General features: G+C 42.7%; 19 protein-coding genes and 3 pseudogenes. 18 read left to right on the top strand and 4 right to left on the bottom strand.

All coding sequences use genetic code 11. The annotated features are described in order from the left end of the window. The first annotated feature begins 488 nt into the window (after positions 1–488). From sigW to AC6ESP_RS14985, 12 genes and pseudogenes are all read left to right on the top strand, one after another. A complete protein-coding gene (gene sigW, locus AC6ESP_RS15040) occupies positions 489–1,055 on the top strand; it encodes an RNA polymerase sigma factor SigW (protein ID WP_497097540.1) in 567 nt (188 codons plus the stop codon). A gap of 115 nt (positions 1,056–1,170) precedes the next feature. Continuing rightward, a complete protein-coding gene (locus AC6ESP_RS15035; protein WP_497097539.1) occupies positions 1,171–1,806 on the top strand; it encodes a zf-HC2 domain-containing protein in 636 nt (211 codons plus the stop codon). A 133-nt stretch (positions 1,807–1,939) separates the two neighbouring features. After that, positions 1,940–2,782 carry a diadenylate cyclase CdaA gene (gene cdaA / locus AC6ESP_RS15030; RefSeq protein WP_497097538.1) on the top strand — a complete coding sequence of 281 codons (843 nt, stop codon included), beginning with the start codon at positions 1,940–1,942 and terminating at the stop codon, positions 2,780–2,782. Beyond that, positions 2,775–4,256, top strand: a complete 1,482-nt coding sequence (locus AC6ESP_RS15025; RefSeq protein ID WP_497097537.1) for a CdaR family protein — start codon at positions 2,775–2,777, stop codon at positions 4,254–4,256. The genes cdaA and AC6ESP_RS15025 overlap by 8 nt, the downstream gene beginning before the upstream one ends. Before the next feature lie 56 nt (positions 4,257–4,312). Then, positions 4,313–5,653, top strand: a complete 1,341-nt coding sequence (glmM, locus tag AC6ESP_RS15020) for a phosphoglucosamine mutase (RefSeq protein ID WP_497097536.1) — start codon at positions 4,313–4,315, stop codon at positions 5,651–5,653. 943 nt (positions 5,654–6,596) lie between these two features. Further along, positions 6,597–8,429, top strand: a complete 1,833-nt coding sequence (glmS, locus tag AC6ESP_RS15015; protein ID WP_497097535.1) for a glutamine--fructose-6-phosphate transaminase (isomerizing) — start codon at positions 6,597–6,599, stop codon at positions 8,427–8,429. 718 nt (positions 8,430–9,147) lie between these two features. After that, the gene (locus AC6ESP_RS15010; RefSeq protein ID WP_497097534.1) at positions 9,148–9,438 is read left to right on the top strand and encodes a MarR family winged helix-turn-helix transcriptional regulator; all 291 of its coding nucleotides are present in this window, start codon (positions 9,148–9,150) and stop codon (positions 9,436–9,438) included. A 322-nt stretch (positions 9,439–9,760) separates the two neighbouring features. Beyond that, positions 9,761–10,153: pseudogene (locus AC6ESP_RS15005) on the top strand (MsnO8 family LLM class oxidoreductase); the annotation flags it as partial. A gap of 14 nt (positions 10,154–10,167) precedes the next feature. Beyond that, the gene (locus AC6ESP_RS15000; protein ID WP_497097533.1) at positions 10,168–10,284 is read left to right on the top strand and encodes an IS66 family transposase; all 117 of its coding nucleotides are present in this window, start codon (positions 10,168–10,170) and stop codon (positions 10,282–10,284) included. Between the two features lie 28 nt (positions 10,285–10,312). Beyond that, positions 10,313–10,453, top strand: a pseudogene (locus tag AC6ESP_RS14995) (DUF1541 domain-containing protein); the annotation flags it as partial. A gap of 149 nt (positions 10,454–10,602) precedes the next feature. Further along, positions 10,603–11,173: pseudogene (locus tag AC6ESP_RS14990) on the top strand (beta-class carbonic anhydrase). A gap of 483 nt (positions 11,174–11,656) precedes the next feature. Beyond that, positions 11,657–12,106, top strand: a complete 450-nt coding sequence (locus AC6ESP_RS14985) for an Lrp/AsnC family transcriptional regulator (protein WP_497097532.1) — start codon at positions 11,657–11,659, stop codon at positions 12,104–12,106. Between the two features lie 47 nt (positions 12,107–12,153). Here AC6ESP_RS14985 and AC6ESP_RS14980 read toward each other — a convergent pair whose 3' ends face one another. From AC6ESP_RS14980 to AC6ESP_RS14965, 4 genes are all read right to left on the bottom strand, one after another. Continuing rightward, complete coding sequence (locus AC6ESP_RS14980) at positions 12,154–12,708, bottom strand: cysteine hydrolase family protein (RefSeq protein ID WP_497097531.1); 555 nt, start codon at positions 12,706–12,708, stop codon at positions 12,154–12,156. A gap of 167 nt (positions 12,709–12,875) precedes the next feature. Then, positions 12,876–14,057 carry an MFS transporter gene (locus AC6ESP_RS14975; protein WP_497097530.1) on the bottom strand — a complete coding sequence of 394 codons (1,182 nt, stop codon included), beginning with the start codon at positions 14,055–14,057 and terminating at the stop codon, positions 12,876–12,878. Positions 14,058–14,097: 40 nt separating this feature from the next. Next, the gene (locus AC6ESP_RS14970; protein WP_497097529.1) at positions 14,098–14,550 is read right to left on the bottom strand and encodes a MarR family winged helix-turn-helix transcriptional regulator; all 453 of its coding nucleotides are present in this window, start codon (positions 14,548–14,550) and stop codon (positions 14,098–14,100) included. A gap of 369 nt (positions 14,551–14,919) precedes the next feature. After that, positions 14,920–15,255: a winged helix-turn-helix transcriptional regulator gene (locus AC6ESP_RS14965; protein ID WP_497097528.1), complete on the bottom strand. Its 336-nt coding sequence runs from the start codon at positions 15,253–15,255 to the stop codon at positions 14,920–14,922. A gap of 208 nt (positions 15,256–15,463) precedes the next feature. On the opposite strand from AC6ESP_RS14965, the gene AC6ESP_RS14960 reads away from it, so the two are divergent. From AC6ESP_RS14960 to AC6ESP_RS14935, 6 genes are all read left to right on the top strand, one after another. Next, complete coding sequence (locus tag AC6ESP_RS14960; protein WP_497097527.1) at positions 15,464–15,727, top strand: hypothetical protein; 264 nt, start codon at positions 15,464–15,466, stop codon at positions 15,725–15,727. 117 nt (positions 15,728–15,844) lie between these two features. Then, positions 15,845–16,183 (top strand): hypothetical protein, encoded by a 339-nt coding sequence (locus AC6ESP_RS14955; protein ID WP_497097526.1) that lies wholly within the window; start codon positions 15,845–15,847, stop codon positions 16,181–16,183. 25 nt (positions 16,184–16,208) lie between these two features. Continuing rightward, a complete protein-coding gene (locus tag AC6ESP_RS14950) occupies positions 16,209–17,120 on the top strand; it encodes an SIR2 family NAD-dependent protein deacylase (protein ID WP_497097525.1) in 912 nt (303 codons plus the stop codon). Next, positions 17,074–17,919: an SIR2 family NAD-dependent protein deacylase gene (locus AC6ESP_RS14945; RefSeq protein ID WP_497097524.1), complete on the top strand. Its 846-nt coding sequence runs from the start codon at positions 17,074–17,076 to the stop codon at positions 17,917–17,919. Before AC6ESP_RS14950 ends, AC6ESP_RS14945 begins: the two co-directional genes overlap by 47 nt. Before the next feature lie 31 nt (positions 17,920–17,950). After that, complete coding sequence (locus AC6ESP_RS14940; RefSeq protein WP_497097523.1) at positions 17,951–18,532, top strand: HD domain-containing protein; 582 nt, start codon at positions 17,951–17,953, stop codon at positions 18,530–18,532. Next, the gene (locus tag AC6ESP_RS14935; RefSeq protein WP_497097561.1) at positions 18,525–19,988 is read left to right on the top strand and encodes a nicotinate phosphoribosyltransferase; all 1,464 of its coding nucleotides are present in this window, start codon (positions 18,525–18,527) and stop codon (positions 19,986–19,988) included. The genes AC6ESP_RS14940 and AC6ESP_RS14935 overlap by 8 nt, the downstream gene beginning before the upstream one ends. Positions 19,989–20,048 lie beyond the last annotated feature (60 nt).

Raw genomic sequence — 20,048 nt, 5'->3', positions numbered from 1 at the left:
AAATAGCCCGTTGCTCTTTTCATGTAGAGATGAACAAGATATAATTGTTCAAATATGAACATGAACGTAATCACGTTCTGATTGTGGGAATGGCTTCTTTGTTCAATTCTCTTGCTTTTTCAGTTCAGGTGGATTACCATTTTTCTAGAAAGTTTAAGGAGAAGGGTATGTCTCACCTTGTACGTAGAGCCTTCATAGAAGGCATTCTCTCTTATATGCAGTCTATATGAATTGACTTAACTACATGAGGGAAGGTGACGGCCGTTGATGCTGGATACGGAGAATTCAGCTTATCGGAAGCGATCCTTTCGTCCACGCGCTTGGAGCTATGAGGCTGCCGATTGCGGTAATCGGCTGGCTCATCCCCTTAATAAGTGGATTTCGGCTCGGGATGCAGCAAGCGCTCGTACTTATGATTGGACCCTTGCCATCTTGGGGGAGGACTCGCGACAACTAACCGTTCAAACTGAAAGTTTGGGGGAAATATAGTGAATTTACTGGAAGCCCGACTAGCCAGATTAGCACTAAAAGGCGATGAACGGGCATTTGCTGAGCTTGTTGAGCTCTATCAGGACAAGCTGTTCCATATGGCTTATCGAATGCTGAACAGCCGCCAGGAGGCTGAAGACGTAGTCCAGGAAACGTTCCTGCGCGTCTATAAGAATCTAGATCGTTATGATGAGAACTTGAAATTCTCGACTTGGATATATCGGATTGCTACGAATCTGTGTATCGACAAGCTTCGCAAGCGCAAGCCGACTTACTCGCTGGATGCGGAATCATCCGAGCATGAAGGGCTTGACGGCTATTCGATGATTCCAAGCGATAATCGAACACCAGAGTCCGAGATGCTGCTTACGGAGACGCAGCGGATCATTCATGAAGCGATAGGCTCACTGCCACCCAAATACAAGACGGTGATGATGCTTCGCTACATACAAGAATTATCTTTGCAGGAAATTGGAGATGTGCTGGATATGCCAGTGACAACGATCAAAACACGGGTTCACCGCGGCAGGGATTTTTTGCGTAAGAAGCTTGAGCATAAGCTATAGAACAACTTTTAAAAAAATGAAACATCCTGTGAAGCGATACGTATCCTATAAGTGAGAAAAGCATATGCGCGAGAAATGAAAGAAAGGACTGGCTGCTATGAAATGCAACGTCGCCATGTTACTTATGCATGATTATTTGGACGGCGAACTGCCGCGTGAGGATACGCTACAACTACAAGCTCATCTGCGAACGTGTCCCACTTGCCTAGCCCGGTTTGAACAACTGGAGAAGACGGAAGCCATGACATTCATCACGATGGAGCATGCCGCAATATCCGTTCCTGATTATGATAAGCTAGCTTCGGAGAAGCTAACAGCACGTATCTTGGAGCAATTGCCCAAGCAGAAGCAGAAACAACAGAAGAAAGAGCGTAACGTCTTGCTGCGCTTCATCTACAAATACCCTGGCGCAACTGCCGCCGCGCTATTCGTAGTGGTTATGCTGGCAAGCTTCAGCTCGATGTGGGGCCAAGATTCCAAGCTGATCGTATCGGGAGAGGATCTGCAGCAGATTGTTATAGAAGGCAATACGGTCACAGTACCGGAAGGTGTTCATATCAAAGGAAATCTTATTGTGGAGAATGGTCAAGCGGATGTCAGAGGAGAAGTTGATGGGAATGTAACCGTTATTGACGGCTCCCTTAACTTAGCATCTACCGGTTATATTGCGGGACAGAGCAGGACGATCGATCAAGCGCTTGATTGGTTCTGGTACAAAGTGACACAGACGTTCAGCGGAATGGCTTCTTAGCAATAACTGCCACCCTGGCAAGGGGGCAGTTATTTTTTTTTTGAAATAAAGGATTTCCAAACCCAATTCTAGAAAAGAATAAAGTTGAAATCGAGATAGAACTAACTGTCGTCGATTGTTTGGGGGTTGGCATATGAGTTATTTTGCAGATTTGAATTGGAATGATTGGGTGAAGGACATCATTGATGTCGGGATCGTCAGTTATATTATTTATAAAATGATACTGCTCGTTCGCGGTACCAGAGCCGTCCAATTACTGAAGGGGATTCTGGTGCTTATTGCGGTATGGGCGATTAGTACATGGTTCAACCTATATACGCTTAAGTGGCTGATGAACCAGATGTTTACCTTCGGTGTCGTGTCGGTGCTGATTATCTTCCAGCCAGAGCTGCGGCGTGTGCTTGAGCAGCTTGGTCGAGGCAAGCTATTCTCTCGTACGACCTCGCTGGACAAGGATGTACTTAACGATATGATCATGGCCATTATGAAGGCTGTTCAGCATATGGCTGATCGCAAAGTGGGCGCACTGATCGTATTCGAGCGGAGCACGGGGGTTAGTGAATTAATTGAATCAGGGATTCAGATGGAATCGAGAATTACATCGGAGCTTCTGCTTAACATCTTCACACCGAACTCACCGCTCCATGACGGTGCGGTTATTATTCGCGGCAATCAGATCATGGCTGCTGGCTGCTATTTGCCGCTGTCGGAGAATCCTTTCATAAGCAAAGAGCTTGGAACCCGTCACCGGGCAGCTATCGGTGTGAGCGAGGTGAGCGATGCAATATCCGTTATTGTGTCCGAAGAAACCGGGCAAGTGTCACTTGCATTAAATGGTATGATCGTACGTGACATTAAGGAAGAATCCTTAATATCGAAGCTGTTCGAGGAGCTGACACCGAACTCGAAGGAAAACGGCAAGGAGCGGGCAACCGTCTCGTCGCTGTGGAAGCGGAAAGGAGGCCGTGATGGATAAATGGCTGAGTCACCCAACCGCCCTTAAAGTGCTGTCTGTCGTCATCGCGCTGCTATTGTGGGCTGTCGTTCATTTCGATCCGGAATCGACACCCGCGAAGGTAACCTCCAATATGGATACAAAAGTCATTGAAGCCGCAGAGATTGTTCCGATCGGTCTGGATGAGGCGAATTATGCGCTGTTCAAGCTGGAGCCTACGGTTGTACGCATCGTTGTGGAAGGCAGGCGTGCGAGCCTGCTTGCCGCCAAGCCGGAGGACTATATTGTGCAGGCTGATCTGTCGAACATTACAGCGGGTGAGCATGTCGTTCCTCTGACCTATAAGCTGCCTAATGGCATTAGTGTGGTAGAGATGTCTCCGCAGACGGTTACGGTAGAAATTGAAGAGATTCAGACCAAATCATTCGACCTTGCCGTCATAACGACAGGAACGCCTGCGAATGGTTATATAACAGGAACGCCGGGCTTCGTAGATGAAGCCAATAGCCAAGTGAAGGTTACTCTTCCCAAAGAAGAGATGGTACATGTAGGCTCTGTAAGCACGACGGTCAGCGTAGAAGGTGCAGAGAAGACTGTTGTGGACAAAAAGGCGCGTATCGTCGTGTATGATACGGAAGGAGATGTGATGGAGCATGCAGCCATCAACCCTTCAACCGTAGAGATAGAGGTGCCAGTAACGCCTCCATTCAAAATGCTGCCGCTGCAGCTCAGCTTCACTGGCCGTCCCGCTGACGGTCTAAGTGTATCGTCAGTGAAGGCAGAGCTTGATAAGGTTGCTGTCTATGGGGATCAGGAGCTGCTTGATTCACTGACCTCTTATAGCGGAATTACGATAGATTTGTCGAAATTGAAAAAATCAGGTACTGTGAAGGCAAAGGTGTCTACTGTTGGAGGAGCGAAGCTTGTGGAGCCGACTGAGATTAATGTCGATGTCACCCTTGTCGCTTCGGAATCCAGGTCACTAGACATCCCGATTACATTATCGGGGTTGTCCGATGGCTTGCGGGCGCAGGTTATCGAGCCTGAAGGGGGCAACGTGACTCTGTCGGTTGATGGTGCTCCTACTATGCTCGCAGCTCTCCAGCAAGCGGATGTGACGCTTACAGCTGATCTGAGTGGACTGACAGTAGGCAGCCATAGTGTGAAGCTGAAGGCAGATCTGCCAACCTTCGTCGATCTAACGGATGCAGCTGCACCTGAGCTTACAGTCACCATCGAGATTGAGGATGATTCCACAGAGGCAGGGGCCGAGCCTGATGGGGAAGGCAATTCAGATGGCGGTGAAGTGACGCCGCCTCCGACTGCAACGCCTCCTAAGGAGGAGGAGCCGGAGGATGGAACCGATACGGGTACCGGTGATGGGAATACGCCGGGTAACAATGGAACGGGCACTAACAATGGGAATGGAAACAATACAGGCAATGAAACCGGGGAAGAGAGCACGAACGGAAGTGAAGGCTCTAACGGTGCTTAAAGAATAATACCAATACACATACGATATCGACATCGATAAAAAGGGGCTAGAGCAATATGGGGAAATATTTCGGAACAGATGGTGTGCGGGGTGTAGCGAATCAGGAGCTGACTCCTGAGCTTGCTTATAAAATTGGCCGCTGCGGCGGATTCGTATTAACAGGACAGGCAGATAAGCCTAAGGTAGTAATCGGGCTGGATACACGTATTTCAGGTCCAATGCTTGAGGCAGCACTCATCGCAGGTCTGCTGTCCATAGGCGCAAGCGTCGTACGCTTAGGCGTTGTATCCACGCCAGCTGTTGCTTATATTACGCGCGAGCTGAAGGCTGACGCTGGCGTCATGATCTCAGCCTCCCATAATCCAGTAGAGGATAATGGCATTAAGTTCTTCGGTGGCGACGGCTTCAAGCTGTCCGATGAGACAGAGCTTGCGATTGAGCGACTCATTGATTCAGCTGTTGATGAGCTTCCACGCCCTGTTGGCGGTGATATCGGAACGGTAACGGATGATCATGATGCGAAGTATCGTTTCCTGGACTATCTGAAAACAACGATTAAAGGCGATTTCAGCGGACTTAAGATCGTACTCGATTGCGCGAACGGTTCAGCCTATGAGCTTGCGCCGAAGGTATTCCGCGATCTTGGCGCGGATATTATTACTGTAGGGGCAGAGCCTGATGGCCGCAATATTAATGCAGGTGTAGGTTCGACGCATCCTGAATACCTGCGTGAGCAGGTACTGAAGCACGGCGCGGATCTTGGCTTGTCATTCGACGGCGATGCAGACCGCCTGATTGCAATTGATGATCAAGGCGAAGAGGTAGATGGCGACTATATTCTCTGCATCTGCGGAGATGCCATGAAGCGGGCTGGCAAGCTTAATGGAGACACTGTTGTAACGACCGTAATGGCGAACATCGGATTCTTCAAGGCTGCGCAGCGAATCGGCCTTGGGACGGCTCAGACGGCCGTTGGAGACCGTTACGTGATGGAAGAGATGCGCCGTGGCGGCTTCAATCTTGGCGGCGAGCAATCGGGACATGTTATTTTCCTCGATTACAACACGACTGGTGATGGCATTCTAACTGCCCTGCAGCTTGTTGATACCATCGTTGCCTCTGGTCGCAAGCTAAGCGAGCTGAAGCAGCTGATGAGCAAATATCCGCAAGTGCTCGTTAACGTGCGTGTAGAAGATAAGGGCCTATATGCAGGCAACTCTGCTATTGCAAGCGCTGTTGAAGAAGTGGAGCAGCAGCTTGGCGATAATGGCCGTGTTCTCGTGCGTCCGTCAGGTACGGAATCGCTCATTCGAGTAATGGCTGAGGGACCTGAGAAGGATCAAATTGAAGATTACGTTGCTCGTATCGTTAATGTAGTGAAAGAGCAGCTGGGTTAATAGCTAACGCAATTAGGTTATTCCTCCTATAGAACCAATAACCGTCCCGCATAATGAATGGACGGTTATTGGTATTGATGCCGATAAGGGAGGCAGGAATTTTTGGCTAGGACAGTGTTAAATGCTTCGGAGGAGAATAAAGTGGGTAATGAAGGAAGGAGAATAGGGCAGCCGAAGTGCAAATACTAGTGCTAAAGCCCGGCAGAATAGGTTAAATGGCAGACATTGCCCAGCAGGATTTCGCGAAATGTTCGTCCTAAGTCTAAAGTACAGGTTGCGAAATTTGACGAAAGTGAATATGATAGGAAGTATGATTCCAGAAGGAAAGCGTGGGTAGAGGTTATACAGATTCATAAGCGCCAGAGCTTGCGTGATGAACGGTGTTGTTTGGATATTGCGAATGATGCGTTCATACGGGAAGCTGACGAGGTGGGGGTGTTCGAATGTTCGGCGGGGACCTCCCGGTTACAGCATGCCAACCGAAAGTCGATACGCAAAGTGATTGGGCGACCGGTCATACAAACGTTCGACAGGATGCTATAGGGTATTATTGATCATTCTAAGCAGTACAGTACGATCCAAGCGATGAGATGCGGCTTCTTCCTTAAAATATAGGAAAGAATGTCTTATCACTATCCTTTCTCTATATTTCTCGGAATGAAACGCGCCGCGCCGCCAAGGATGGCGACAGCCGTTTCATCTTGTGAGGGAAGGACTGGTTCATCCACGCTGCAACATTAGCTCCCGTATGTCTATGGTGCCGCCTGAGGGGTTGGTACGGGCAGAAGGGTTACACATCTAGCTTCTATGCTCATAGGGGTCCATTCATGAGGAATGGCTTAACTTGACTTATATTTGTGACAACCGCATAACGCCTGTGCCGCATATAGGCAGGCATCCGTCATAGGGGTAATCTACCTAAAAAACGGAGGTCTATATAAATATGTGTGGAATTGTAGGATACATTGGTGGACGTGACTCTCAGGACATTTTGATCGAAGGGCTGAAGAAGCTGGAATATCGGGGATATGACTCTGCCGGTATTGCGGTATTCACGAAGAATGGATTGGAAATCTCCAAGTCCAAGGGTCGTTTGGCAGTTCTGGAGGATAAGCTGCGCGGTGAGCCGCTTCACGGTTCTGTAGGAATCGGGCATACACGCTGGGCAACGCATGGTAAGCCATCAGACGTCAATTCCCATCCGCATACGGATAATTCTTCGAAATTCTCTGTTGTACACAACGGGATTGTCGAAAACTACTTGGATCTGAAGGATGAGCTGATCGCTAAAGGTCATATTTTCGTATCAGAGACAGATACAGAGGTTATCTCGCATCTTGTAGCTGACGAATATGACGGCAATATTGTCGAAGCCGTACAGCGTGCAGTGAAACGCATGCGCGGTGCTTATGCACTTGGCGTATTGACGGAGTTTGAGCCGGAAAAGCTCGTAGCGGTTCGTTTTGCAAGCCCGCTCGTTATTGGTATTGGAGAAGGCGAGAACTTCATTGGGTCGGATATTCCGGCTATATTGGAGCATACTCGTAACGTATATATTCTGAACGACGGCGAAATGGCTGTGCTGACACGTGAAGGTGTCGAATTGATGACGACCGAAGGCGAATTTATTTCCAAGGAAATATATCATGTCGATTGGGATCTCGTCACAGCAGAGAAAGCCGGATTTGATCATTTTATGCTGAAGGAGATTCATGAGCAGCCGAAGGCATACCGCAGCACAATGCTTGGACGCATTACAGAGGACGGGAAATCCGTCGATCTGAAGGAGCTCAGCATGACTGAGGAGTATGTGAAGTCGATTAGCAAGGTGCATATTGTCGCTTGCGGTACAGCATACCATGCAGGAATGGTCGGTAAATCGGTTATTGAATCGCTTGCACGCATTCCGGTTGAGACGGATGTGGCATCCGAATACCGTTACCGTGCACCGATTATTACACCAGATACGCTCGTTATCGTTGTCAGCCAATCAGGTGAGACAGCAGATACACTTGCAGCGCTGCGTGAAGCTAAGCGTAATGGTGCCCGCGTACTCGCAATCACGAACGTAGTGGGAAGCTCGGTTGCCCGCGAAGCAGATGATGTACTCGTAACGCTCGCTGGTCCGGAAATTGCTGTAGCTTCGACTAAAGCATATACTTCGCAATTGATCGCTTTCTATCTGTTCGGCCTTCACTTGGCTGGCATTCTGGAGACGAAGAGCGATGCGGAGATCGCAGAGACTATTGCAGCGATGAACGTGCTACCTGAGCAAGTTGAGAGCATTCTTGAGCAGTCCGCGGTATTGCAGCAAGTGGCGGAGACGATCTCTGTGCACAAGAACCTGTTCTTCATCGGTCGCGGTGTCGACTATGCAGTTGCACAAGAAGGCTCGCTGAAGCTCAAAGAAATCTCGTACATTCACTCCGAGGCTTATGCAGCTGGTGAACTGAAGCACGGTACGCTTGCGCTGATCGAAGATGGTGTTCCGGTTATTGCCCTGGTTACACAAGAAGAGCTGTATGAGAAAACACTTAGCAACATTAAAGAAGTGAAAGCACGGGGCGCACATGTGCTCGGTATCGCTAACCAAGGCACTGAGGTTGACGTAGCAAAATCTGTCGATGAGCTGTTCGCGATTCCGAAGACACTGCCATTGCTGACACCAGCATTGTCGGTTATCCCACTGCAACTTCTGTCCTATTACGCTTCGCTCGCACTCGGTCACGATGTGGATAAACCGAGGAATTTGGCGAAGAGTGTAACGGTGGAGTAGGGTACTTTGATTCATTAATTTTGTGTCTGATGACATTATAGTTAGTGCCTAGACATTATAGTTGGTGTCTTGACAACAAAGTGAGTGTCTTTACATTATAGTTGGTGTCTGAAGGTTTATTTAACAGCTGCACTTGGTTACAATGTTTTTTTAAGACCGTACGGAATTTCAGCAAACAATTTGTCTAATGGCTTCGCCCTTTGTTATCAGGGGGCGAAGCCATTAGTCGTTATTGTGTAGACAGCCCAATTAGTCTGCATCTATGTAATCTTCAAATAGTTCACGCCTTTAATGCTCCATTAGAGCAAAACGAGATTCGCACACTGATCATAACGGCGCCGATGCCTGCGCCTGTGGTGCCGGGCAGCTTAGTATCGCCATCGAGGATAAAGAGTTTTTCTTTTAACCCTTAAAATTAAACTTCATCTGTATTCTATTAAAGGGCCATTTAATGGAGTAAGAATCTTTAACGAAATTGGATATTTATGTTAGCCGCGGTACGGAGTTTGTGGAGGTATGTACTTTAAACGAATGATGAAGATGATAGCCAAAGAATAGAGTAAAAATAACATCAGGTAACCTCAAGTAGCCTCAAGTTATTTATTATTCAATTACTGGTACTGAGTGATACATGTAGCTCTTTATATTTGTTCTATAATTAACATCATGTTATTATTTACTTAGCCTGCTAAACATTTATTGAAAGTGAGGTTTGCTTGTGGTTGATAATGAAATACGTGAACACATTGATAAAATATCCTCTCAGATGCGCCGACAATACTCAGAAATGTTACGAGAACTAAATCTTCATGTTGGCCAAGATAACTTATTATGCAAATTATGGACAGAAGATGGGATAACACAGATGCAATTAACGGAACTTTTGAATTGTGAGCCTTCTACCGTAACAAATATGGTCAAGACACTGGAGAAAAAGGGCTTTGTTTATCGTAAGAAAGACCCAGTCGACGGCCGGGTGAGTCGTGTTTATTTAACGGGAAAAGGGTAAGCGGTACGTGAGCCTATTACGCAAATTTGGTGCAAGCAGCAAGATAAATTATTAAAAGGACTAACAGCGGAGAATCGTATACTCTTAAATGAGTTCTTACAGCAAATGGAGAAAAATCTTCGATAAATCTCCATTTAATCATTTACGTAGCAACCTAAGTAAATGGAGCAACTAGTTTTTTTACACACTCAAATATTTAGCAAACTAACTAAATCAGCATTTTAATTCAAATATAAGGGGATTGTGAGATATGTCGATAAACGATAAGGATATTAGACTTTCCATTTTGGATATTGGTACAAAATTGTAAGGAAATGATGCCAGCCAGACATTGAAAGATTCCACAGAACGCATCCAACTTGCAGATGAATTAGGTTATTCACGCTATTGGTTTGCAGAACATCATAATACAGCAAACCAAGTCAGTACATCTCCAGATTTAATGATTGCACATGCAGCTGCCAATACAAAAAGGATCCGGGTAGGTGCAGGACGCATTATGCTGCCGAATCATAGTCCGTTAAAAGTCGTTGAAAACTTTTCGCTATTAGAGGCACTACATCCAGCCAGAATTGATTTGGGAATCGGCAGAGCGCCGGGAACAGACGGTTTAACTGCTTATGTGTTAAGACGTTCTAGAGGTGCGTTTATTAAACAACGCGACTCAACTCTCTATGTTCTTCTATTAGGGAGCAATTACATGCACTTATTCTAGAATAGGGTGCGATTGTGGATTACCAGACCGGACGCAGCGGTGAACATCCGAAAACATTTCTCGCTGGATCAGAGCGGCATCTGCAGACCGATGGATACAGCGGCTACGATGAACTGAACCGGAGTCGCTAAAATCAGCTGGATCCATGGGTTCATGAACAAATCGGGCACTGGAGCCAAAGCAACGGTTGATTCTGCACAACAAATAACCGTATATGTGGTGGATTATACGCCGACAACTGGCGGCTCCCTGGTTAAAAACCATAAATGGGTGACAGAAAGTGAGCTTTCTGCTAAATAACCTTGAATTCCCACACAGCGCTGTATATAACAGCTGGGGTCAGTTCTAACCAGAATGGCAACGTCATAACGCTTGAAGGTTCCTTATGGTTAATTAGCCGGTTGTTTCGACTGAGCTTAGATTTTCTCATAAACTTAAGGGGGAACAGTATGTCTTTACTAACAGATATTTTAGAATTCAATGGTCAATTCGTTGAAGAAAAAGGGTATGAGCCCTACATTACAACGAAATATCCAGATAAAAAGCTAGTTGTATTATCTTGTATGGATTCACGCCTTGTCGAACTATTACCAAAGTCGATGAATCTACGTAACGGCGACGTAAAAATTGTAAAAAGTGCAGGGGCTATTGTAAATCATCCATTTGGTAGTATCATGCGTAGTATACTCGTTGCGCTTTACGAGCTAAATGCAGACGAAGTGTTCATTGTCGGTCACTATGATTGTGGTATGAGCGCAGTGGATCCAGATATCATGATTGAGCATATGAAAGAACGCGGTATTTCGGATGAAATGTTTGATATATTAAAATATTCATCGATTGATATTAACAGTTGGCTTCGAGGCTTTGGTGATGTTAAAATAAGTGTGTTAAAGAGTTGTGATGTTGTCTGTAATCACCCATTAATAGCAAAAACAATTCCTGTACATGGTCTTGCCATTTGATCCCAAAACAGGGCGTCTGGAACTTTTATCGGATGGGAATGCTTTTTCTTGGTAATATACCTATAGGGGTATTGTGGGACAACAGGGAATGGGACGCTTAAAGCAGAGTATCTGGATGCTTGAAAGCAGAAAATTACCCTGTAGTAGAACATACAATAATTTCTGAGGCCGCTATATCCAATAATGGATTTAAAATTACTCACTATCCACATAAATGAAAGCAGATATTTTTTTGGATCGGGTGGCTCAGGCCACCCGATTTTTATGGGGAGGTTGTGTCATTTAGGTGAATCACATCCAATCAGGGGATGAAATCGTTCTATCAGGCCGAAATCGAAGATCGATCAATAAAGCCGCAAGGGTCTTAGAAAAAAAGCAGGAGTGAATACGAAGTTATTTGCTTATTTTTTCCTGAACGAGTGTCGCATTTCTAATGAGTTGTATATTCTTTTGAATAACTCCTTTTATTATTGGGTATAGTTTAACCTGCTACCAATTAACAAAAACTTGTTTCATAGCGAAAGGATTTTGATTTTATATGCAACTTGATCAAATTGATTATCAGATCCTTCGATTACTTACCGAAAATTCGCGCATTCAATGGAAAGACTTAGGGGAACAAATTCATATGACAGGACAAGCAGTTGGGAATCGCATCAAAAAACTTGAGGAAAGCGGTGTAATTAAAGCCTACTCCCTAATTATCGATGAAATGAAATTAGGTATTTCTTATACAGCGTTTGCCATTATTCATATGAAAACAGCAAATCACGATTCGTTTGTTCGTTTTATTACCGATCGAGATGAGGTAGTTGAAGCTCACCGAATATCTGGGGGAGGCTGTTACCATTTGACATTAAAAGTTGCATCCCAAGATCAATTGAATCTTTTTCTTAATAAACTTCTCGATCATGGAAACTATGAATTGAATCTGTCGATACAAAAGGTTAAACAACGTAGCCCGCTGATCGCCGCACCAGAAGGATAGAAAGAAAAAAGGGACTTGTTTTTTAAACAAGCCCCTTTTGTATTGAATTATTTGTTCTGTTGCAGGAAATCCTCGGTCGAAATTACATTGGCATACATACCGTTAAGTGCGCTAACAAATGCATAGTGAACCTGTTCAGCTTGCATGACCTTATCTTGATAAGATAAGTCCCTCGTCGCACATGCATCTTCAATCAGTGTAGTTTCAAAGCCTAGATCCACTGCGGCTCTAACTGTTGCATCAATACACATATGTGTCATCATACCAACAACCACTACCTTAGTTATTCCTTTTTCTTTTAATTTACTTTCTAATTCAGTCTTTAAAAAGCTGTTAGGGAAATGTTTTATAATAATGCTTTCGTGTTCCAATGGTAGAACAGTTTCATGTATCCCTGCTCCTTCCGTATCTGGAAGAAAGAAACCTAACGCTGGATTACTTGCAATATGCTGTACATGGAAAATGTTATCTTTGTGATTCTGTCTAAACGATTCAAGCACTTTCGCAGCATTAGCGGCCGCTTTTTCAGGGTTGCTTAATTCCATCTTTCCATTTGGGAAATAGTCATTTTGAATATCTACAATAATTAGAGCTGTGCTCATTATTCTCCACCTCATTTAAAGTATTTTGTTACACTATAATCATAGATCGTATATTGATTTTTATCGATAAGTTGGCGAAACACTTTTATCTCAAAAAGTTTCATGGTGAAAGGAATTTATTTATTATGGAACTTGATAATAATGAGATAGCGAATTTTTAAGTAGGTTTAATTGAGGTGAGGCTTCTTTAATTTTGTACTTGAAATAACAAACGCGATGACAAGCACAACTGCGGCAAATGCATACGGCATATCGATGTTGATATCAAATAAAATACCGCCAATAACCGGTCCTATTATGATACCTAAGCTAGTGTAAGCAGAGTTCATACCCGCAATATACCCCTGGTTTTCCCCAGCGATTTGTGATAAAAAGGATGTCACAGCAGGGCGTAAAATATCACCAGAGAAGAATACAATGCTCGTAATGACAATCATCGTCCAGTAACCGTCGATTAAAATCGTAATAAAGATAAAAATAGCAGAAGATAGTAAGGTTAAATTAATCAGCATTCGTTCCCCAATTACATTGACCAGCTTATCAAAGAATAAAATTTGAGCGACAACCCCAGCTATTGAACCGATCGTAATAATGATTGAAATATCACGGACCGTAAAGCCAAACTTTTCATCGACAAATAAGCTAAACATCATTTCATAAACGGCCAGTCCAAACGCTAGTACGAACACGATCAGTAGTGGTGTGAAGTACTGTGGCTGAAACGATTTTTTAAATTCTTGAATAAACTCTGGTCGTACAGCGGAAGCACGATTTTTTTGTAGCTGCTCTGTTGAAATCGAATCGTCTAATACAACGAAAATAACAATGGCAGTAATCAATGAAATGGCAGCAGCAAAGAAGAACGGTGCGCGTATCCCAAACTCTGCAATAAATCCGCCAATTCCTGGTCCAATTATAAATCCTAAACTAATCGCAGCTGATTGGTAGCCTAACGCTTTTGCACGATTTGCTAGCGTTGTTTTATCGGCAATATACGTAACAACAGCTGGCATAATGAAGGCGGCACCTACACCGCCAATTAGACGGCTCACAAATAATAGCCACGTTTCATTTGCAAAGCCAAACAGTGCCTCTGAAAATGAAAATAACAATAGACCGATGACAATCATTTTTTTACGGCCGATTGAATCGACCCATACACCTGTAAAAGGGGAAGCCAGAAACTGTGCTAAGGCCATCGCAGCGAACAAGTAACCGACAACGGCACCACTTAACCTTAGTTCCTCCGCAATTGATGGCATAACTGGTGCGGCAAGTCCCATCCCCACATAAGCAATAAATAAACTAGATAATGCAAGTGCAATAGACACTTTCTCTCTTCGATTCATAATTGATTTCCTCTATTTAATTGTCAAACAATTCATTGTCCTATTTGTTGGATGATGAAATGGATGCATTCACTTTCTTCAATGTTTGTAGTACATTTTGCAATTGCTCTAAATCGATGTCAGCGAAGTGCTTCGTCATAAATTCTTTATCTGCATCTTCGCTTAATGCCTGATAAACGAGACCTTCCTTTGCTAATACGATGAAAAACTCGCGATGATTATTTGGATTGACCTCACGTTTGATAAAATTTTGAGCTTCGAGCTTCGATAATACTTGGCTCACAGCACTTTTAGTAATCGCGAATTTCTTGGCGATTTCATTTGCTGTGATACGTTGATTATCCTTCAAAAAAAATAAAATCGTATCTTGCTGTGTTGTTAAATTGTAAGCATTGAACTTTTGCGCGTTTTTATTGTACAAAAGATAATTTAAGTAATATTCACTAAAAATGACATTCAGTTCTTTAAACATTTTTTGATAACCTGAAAGCATAATATCCTCCTTATATTTTTGTTAAGTAAACTTAACTTAACTAACGAAATGTATATTATAAGCTAACACATTTTTTGTCAACAATTTTTTATTTCACAAAGAACGTTTAGATTGGTGCATTTGGTTATATAGAAAAATGGGATTTACAACGATAATGCTTCCTTGCGGGAACGGAATTCACAAATAGACAGTGGAAATAATCCAAATAAAAATGGTTCCATCATCAAATACCGATGATTGGAACCATTTTTTCTTTTTGGCTAGTTATGTTCCAGCCTGACAAATAAACTGAATAAAAGTTATCAATAAGACGAATAATATGAACCTTCTGGATCCAGCCATCCATGCAAAATATCCGGTTATCTCCCTTTAGTGTTTTTTATTATACTCTCCCCATTGGCACATTTCCTGAATAATAGGCCAGAGAGTTTGTCCCTTTTCAGTAAGGCTATATTCGACCTTTGGAGGAATTTGTGGATATTCCTCACGATGAATTAAGCCATCACTCTCCATTTCCTTTAATGTAGAACTGAGCGTTTTATATGTTATTTTACCTATCATACGCTGAAGTTCATTATAACGTACTGCACCATATTTAGATAAATAATAAATAATTATCAGTTTCCATTTACCGTTGATAATAGAAAGTGTGTAGCCAAAAAAAGTCTCTTGGCTGTCAGCAACATTAACTTTGGATTTTTTCATACTTACACTATCCTCCTGGATAGTATGCGTCTAAAAAGTGCATACTTGTTTTTAGTTTTATATAAACTATATAATACATTCAGAATCAAGTAAAGCAGTTGCTTCTAAACAAAGAAATAGATTACACCCCCTGATTCTACTATTTATTTGAGGGAGGGTATATGTGCGTGAATGATTTTAGACAGATTGATAGGAGGAAATATAGAGTATGTTTGATCAACTATATCAAGACTATATAGAAACATTACTTCAGAAAATCGAAGAAGCTGATGCAATTGTGGTTGGTGGTGCTGCTGGCATGTCTGCCGCTGCCGGATACAATCAGCTATTTCAAGAAAAAGATTATTTCATTGTTACTACAAATCAAGATGCACAGTTTTCCAAGGTTTTCTCTGATGAGAAAGTTTCTCCGATTCAAGGAGATTGGCGCCATTTTCAATGCAGCGGTCCTTGTCATGATCAGGTTTATTAAAATAAAGATCAAATAGAGAAAATGTACGCAAACATAGAGGGAACTAGAATTCCTACGGATTTGATACCGAGATGTCCAAAATGTGGGCAGGACATGGAGCCATGGGTTCGATCACGTGTGTTCCTGGAAGGAAGCTCTTTCAAAAGCGAATTAACTAAATACCAAGCATATATCATGAAAAACAAATATAAAAAGATCCTATTTCTGGAATTAGGCGTAGGAAAGATGACACCAATGTTTATTAAAGAACCATTTTGGGAGATGACCTATAGTTTGCCGAATGCATACTACATTAGCATTAATCCTGAAGATGCGATGGTTCCTAGAGAAATAGAGGAAAAAGGGCTTGCCATTAGCGAAGACATTGCCCGTGTATTTCAAGATGCTCTTAAAGAGAAGGCGAAAAATAGGTCGATTAAAGGTGCTATAAAAGTTAATCTTTTCGACTATGAATAACAATCGTAAAGGGGATAAATAAAATATGTTATCACAACAATATCAAGACAATATAAACACATTACTAAACAAAATCCAAGAAGCTGAGGCGATTGTGGTTGGTGGCGCTGCTGGGATGTCTGAGGCTATCGGACACAGTTTTTATCATACTGATGAAAATTTTCTGAAGCATTTTGGGAAATTTGCAGATAAATATGGTATTAAAAACCTTTTTGAGGGCTTTTATTACCGTTTTTCAACAAGAGAAGAACGGTGGGCTTTTCTTGCAACTGAAATCAAATTTATATATGATGCCGAAGCCGGTCGCCCTTACCTTGATTTATTGCAACTACTTCAAGGCAAAAACTATTTCATTGTTACAACGAATCAAGACGCACAGTTTTCCAAGACTTTCCCTGAAGAGAAAGTTTCTCCAATTCAAGGAGATATGCGTTATTTTCAATGTGGCTCCCGTTGCCATGATCAGGTTTATTTTAATAAAGAGCAAGTTGAAAACATGTATGCAAACATAGATGGAACCAGAATTCCAACAGAGTTAATTCCAGTATGTCCAAAATGCGGGCAGGAAATGGAACCATGGGTGCGCTCTTATGTATTTCTGGAAGGAAGCTCTTACCAAAGTGAATTAAGAAAATACAATGAGTATGTTATCAAAAACAAAGATAAAAAGTTTCTCTTTCTGGAATTAGGCGTTGGAACAATGACACCAATGTTTATTAAAGAGCCGTTCTGGAATATGACTTACAGTTTTCCGAATGCCTACTACATTACAATAAATCCTAAAGATGCGATTGTTCCTCAAGAGTTAAGTGAAAAGGGACTTGCCATTAAAGAAGATATTGCCCTGGCATTACAAGATGCTTTGAACGGGAAGGGAGATGGAGGTTCATATGGAAGAGAAGTATCAAGAAGTTTTAAGCAAAATCAAGAAGGCTGACAGTATTGTAATCGGCGCAAGTAACGGCCTCGCCATTTCGGAAGGTTATAATATTTTTGCAGAGGATCCGTCCTTTCTGGAACATTTTGGCGATTTTCGCAAAAAATATGGTTTTCGTAGCATCCTACACGGAGCTTTTTATCCATATCCTTCCGAGGAAGAAAAGTGGGCATTTTTCAGCCGTATGTACGCCTACTTTTTAAACAATAAGGAAGCTAGTCCTGTTATGAAGAACCTGTATGAACTGGTGAAGGATAAAAATTATTTTGTGGTTACCTCTAATACAGATTCTCATTTTACACTGGCAGGATTTCCAAAGGAACGCCTTTTCGAAATAGAGGGCAATAGCCGGTATTTGCAATGTTCTAATGGTTGCCATAATCGAATTTACCAAGGCGACGAAATATTGAGTAAAATGGCCCAGAACCAAGAAAATGGAAAAGTTCCTTCAAACCTTATACCTAAATGTCTAGAATGTGGTGGTCCAATGCAAGTCAATGTCGAAGTCGATCGGAGTTTTCTAAAGGGCGAAGCATGGCAAACCAGCTTTCAGGCTTATAAGGATTTTATCGATAATGCTCATGGTAAAAAATTAGTCCTGCTGGAATTAGGCGTAGGTGCAAGAAACCAATTGATTAAAGCCCCGTTTATGAAATTAACGAGTCTTGAGGAAAATACAACCTATATTACTTTTAATAAAGGATCCGAGCTTTTTATTCCAAATGTAATTGCTTCTAAATCCATTGGGATCGACGGTAATATTGGGGAAGTGTTACAGCAATTGGTACAGATGAAATAAGCTGTTTATTAGAAAACAGAGGAGGGAATGAATGATGTTTCTAGCGAATGTTCTGAATGATCCTGTCTGTCAACCAATCAAAAAGCCTTATGAACGATGGTATAAATTCATGGAGCAAAACGTAGAGTTTTGGCTGCCGGATAGTGTATGGCATACTAAAGCCCACTGCGCTCGCGTGCTGCTCTTTGCACTCCTCATCGGACAACAAAAAGGTCTGAGTAATGAGGAGAAGGATGCACTCGGAATGGCGGCTGTTTTCCATGATTCCCGCCGCCTGGATGATGGGATTGATAAGGGACATGGTAGTCGTGCGGCAGAGTATTACAAAGATTATTGCCATGAGCACGAATTACCCTATGATGAGCAAACCTATTACATTACCTATTATCATGACCAGGATGATTCGCTTGGTTTGTCAGAGATTACAAAGTTACCTGCTATTAGGGAACGGGGCGTACTGCTGTATCAGATTTTCAAGGATGCTGACGGACTGGATCGCTTCCGTCTGAGCCCAGATGCTTTGAATGTAAATATGCTTCGGACAGTAGAAGCAAATAGACTTGTTGACTTTGCAAAATATCTTTTACAGAAAAGTCGTGAAACGAGTGGATAAGTACATCGATGATAGCTTCGCCCTACACACGGACTTGTACCAAATCAATATGGCAGAAGCCTATTGGGAAGACAACATTCATACGAAAAAAGCTGTATTTGAATTGTATTTTCGAAAATTGCCATTTGGAAATGGGTATGCGATCTTTGCTGGATTGGAACGAATCATTGATTATCTTCAAACGTTTCATTTTACTGAAAGCGATTTGGATTATTTAAAAGAACTTGGCTTTCAAGAAGACTATGTTGACTTTTTGCGAACGGTGCGTTTCACAGGATCTGTTCGAGCCATGAAAGAAGGAGAAGTTGTATTTGGAAACGAACCACTTCTTCGGATCGAAGCACCGTTAGTTGAAGCGCAACTCATCGAGACGGCCTTGTTAAATATCGTAAACTATCAAACGCTCATCGCAACCAAAGCTTCTCGAATCAAACAAGTCGCGGGTGAACAACCCGTCTTAGAGTTTGGGACAAGACGTGCACATGAATTTGATGCCGCATTATGGGGGACAAGAGCCGCTTATATTGGCGGGTTCTCTGGCACAAGCAATGTTCGAGCAGGAAAACGATTTGGTCTTCCTGTTTCAGGAACACATGCTCATTCCTTTGTTCAAGCGTATCGAGATGAATACACCGCTTTCCATAAATACGCAAAGTATCACAAAGATTGTGTCTTCTTAGTAGACACCTATGACACGCTAAAATCAGGTGTTCCTACGGCAATCAAAGTCGCCAAAGAATTGGGAAACAACATAAATTTTTTAGGCATTCGGCTAGATAGCGGGGATTTGGCTTATCTATCCAAAGAGGCAAGAAAATTATTAGATCAAGCAGGATTTGTTGGCACCAAAATTTATGCTTCAAACGATCTCGATGAATATACCATTATGAGCTTAAACGCACAAGGAGCGAAAATCGATGCATGGGGAGTTGGTACCAAAGCCATTACCGCCTTCGATCAACCAGCCTTAGGTGCCGTGTACAAAATGGTTTCCATTGAAGATGATAACGGACAGATGATCGATACCATCAAAATTTCTTCGAGTCCTGAAAAAGTTACGACACCAGGATTAAAAAAGGTATTCCGCATCATCAACAATCATACGAAAAAATCAGAAGGAGATTATATCGCCTTAGCCAACGAACAACCAGAAAAAGAAGATAAGCTTCACATGTTTCATCCTGTGCATAAGTATATTGGAAAATTCCTCACCAATTATACGGCTAAAGACTTGCACCAAGTTATTTTTGACCATGGCACACTCGTGTATGAATGTCCTCGGGTCCAAGAGATTCAATCCTATGCTGGGCAACAACTAAACCTTTTATGGGAAGAGTACAAACGTTCTTTAAATCCTGCGGAATATCCTGTGTCTTTAAGTCAAGCTTGTTGGGACAATAGAATGAAAAATATAGAGGAAACAAAAAAACACAACCGAAAGTCTATACCCTTATAAAAAGAAAAACATATTTTACCGTTTAGACAAAGTTGATTTTCAAAATAATTACGGGGGTTT

The organism is Paenibacillus xinjiangensis (assembly GCF_059686975.1).
The sequence above is the reverse complement of the archived record's forward strand: the minus strand, read 5'-3'. Positions and strand labels throughout refer to the sequence as shown.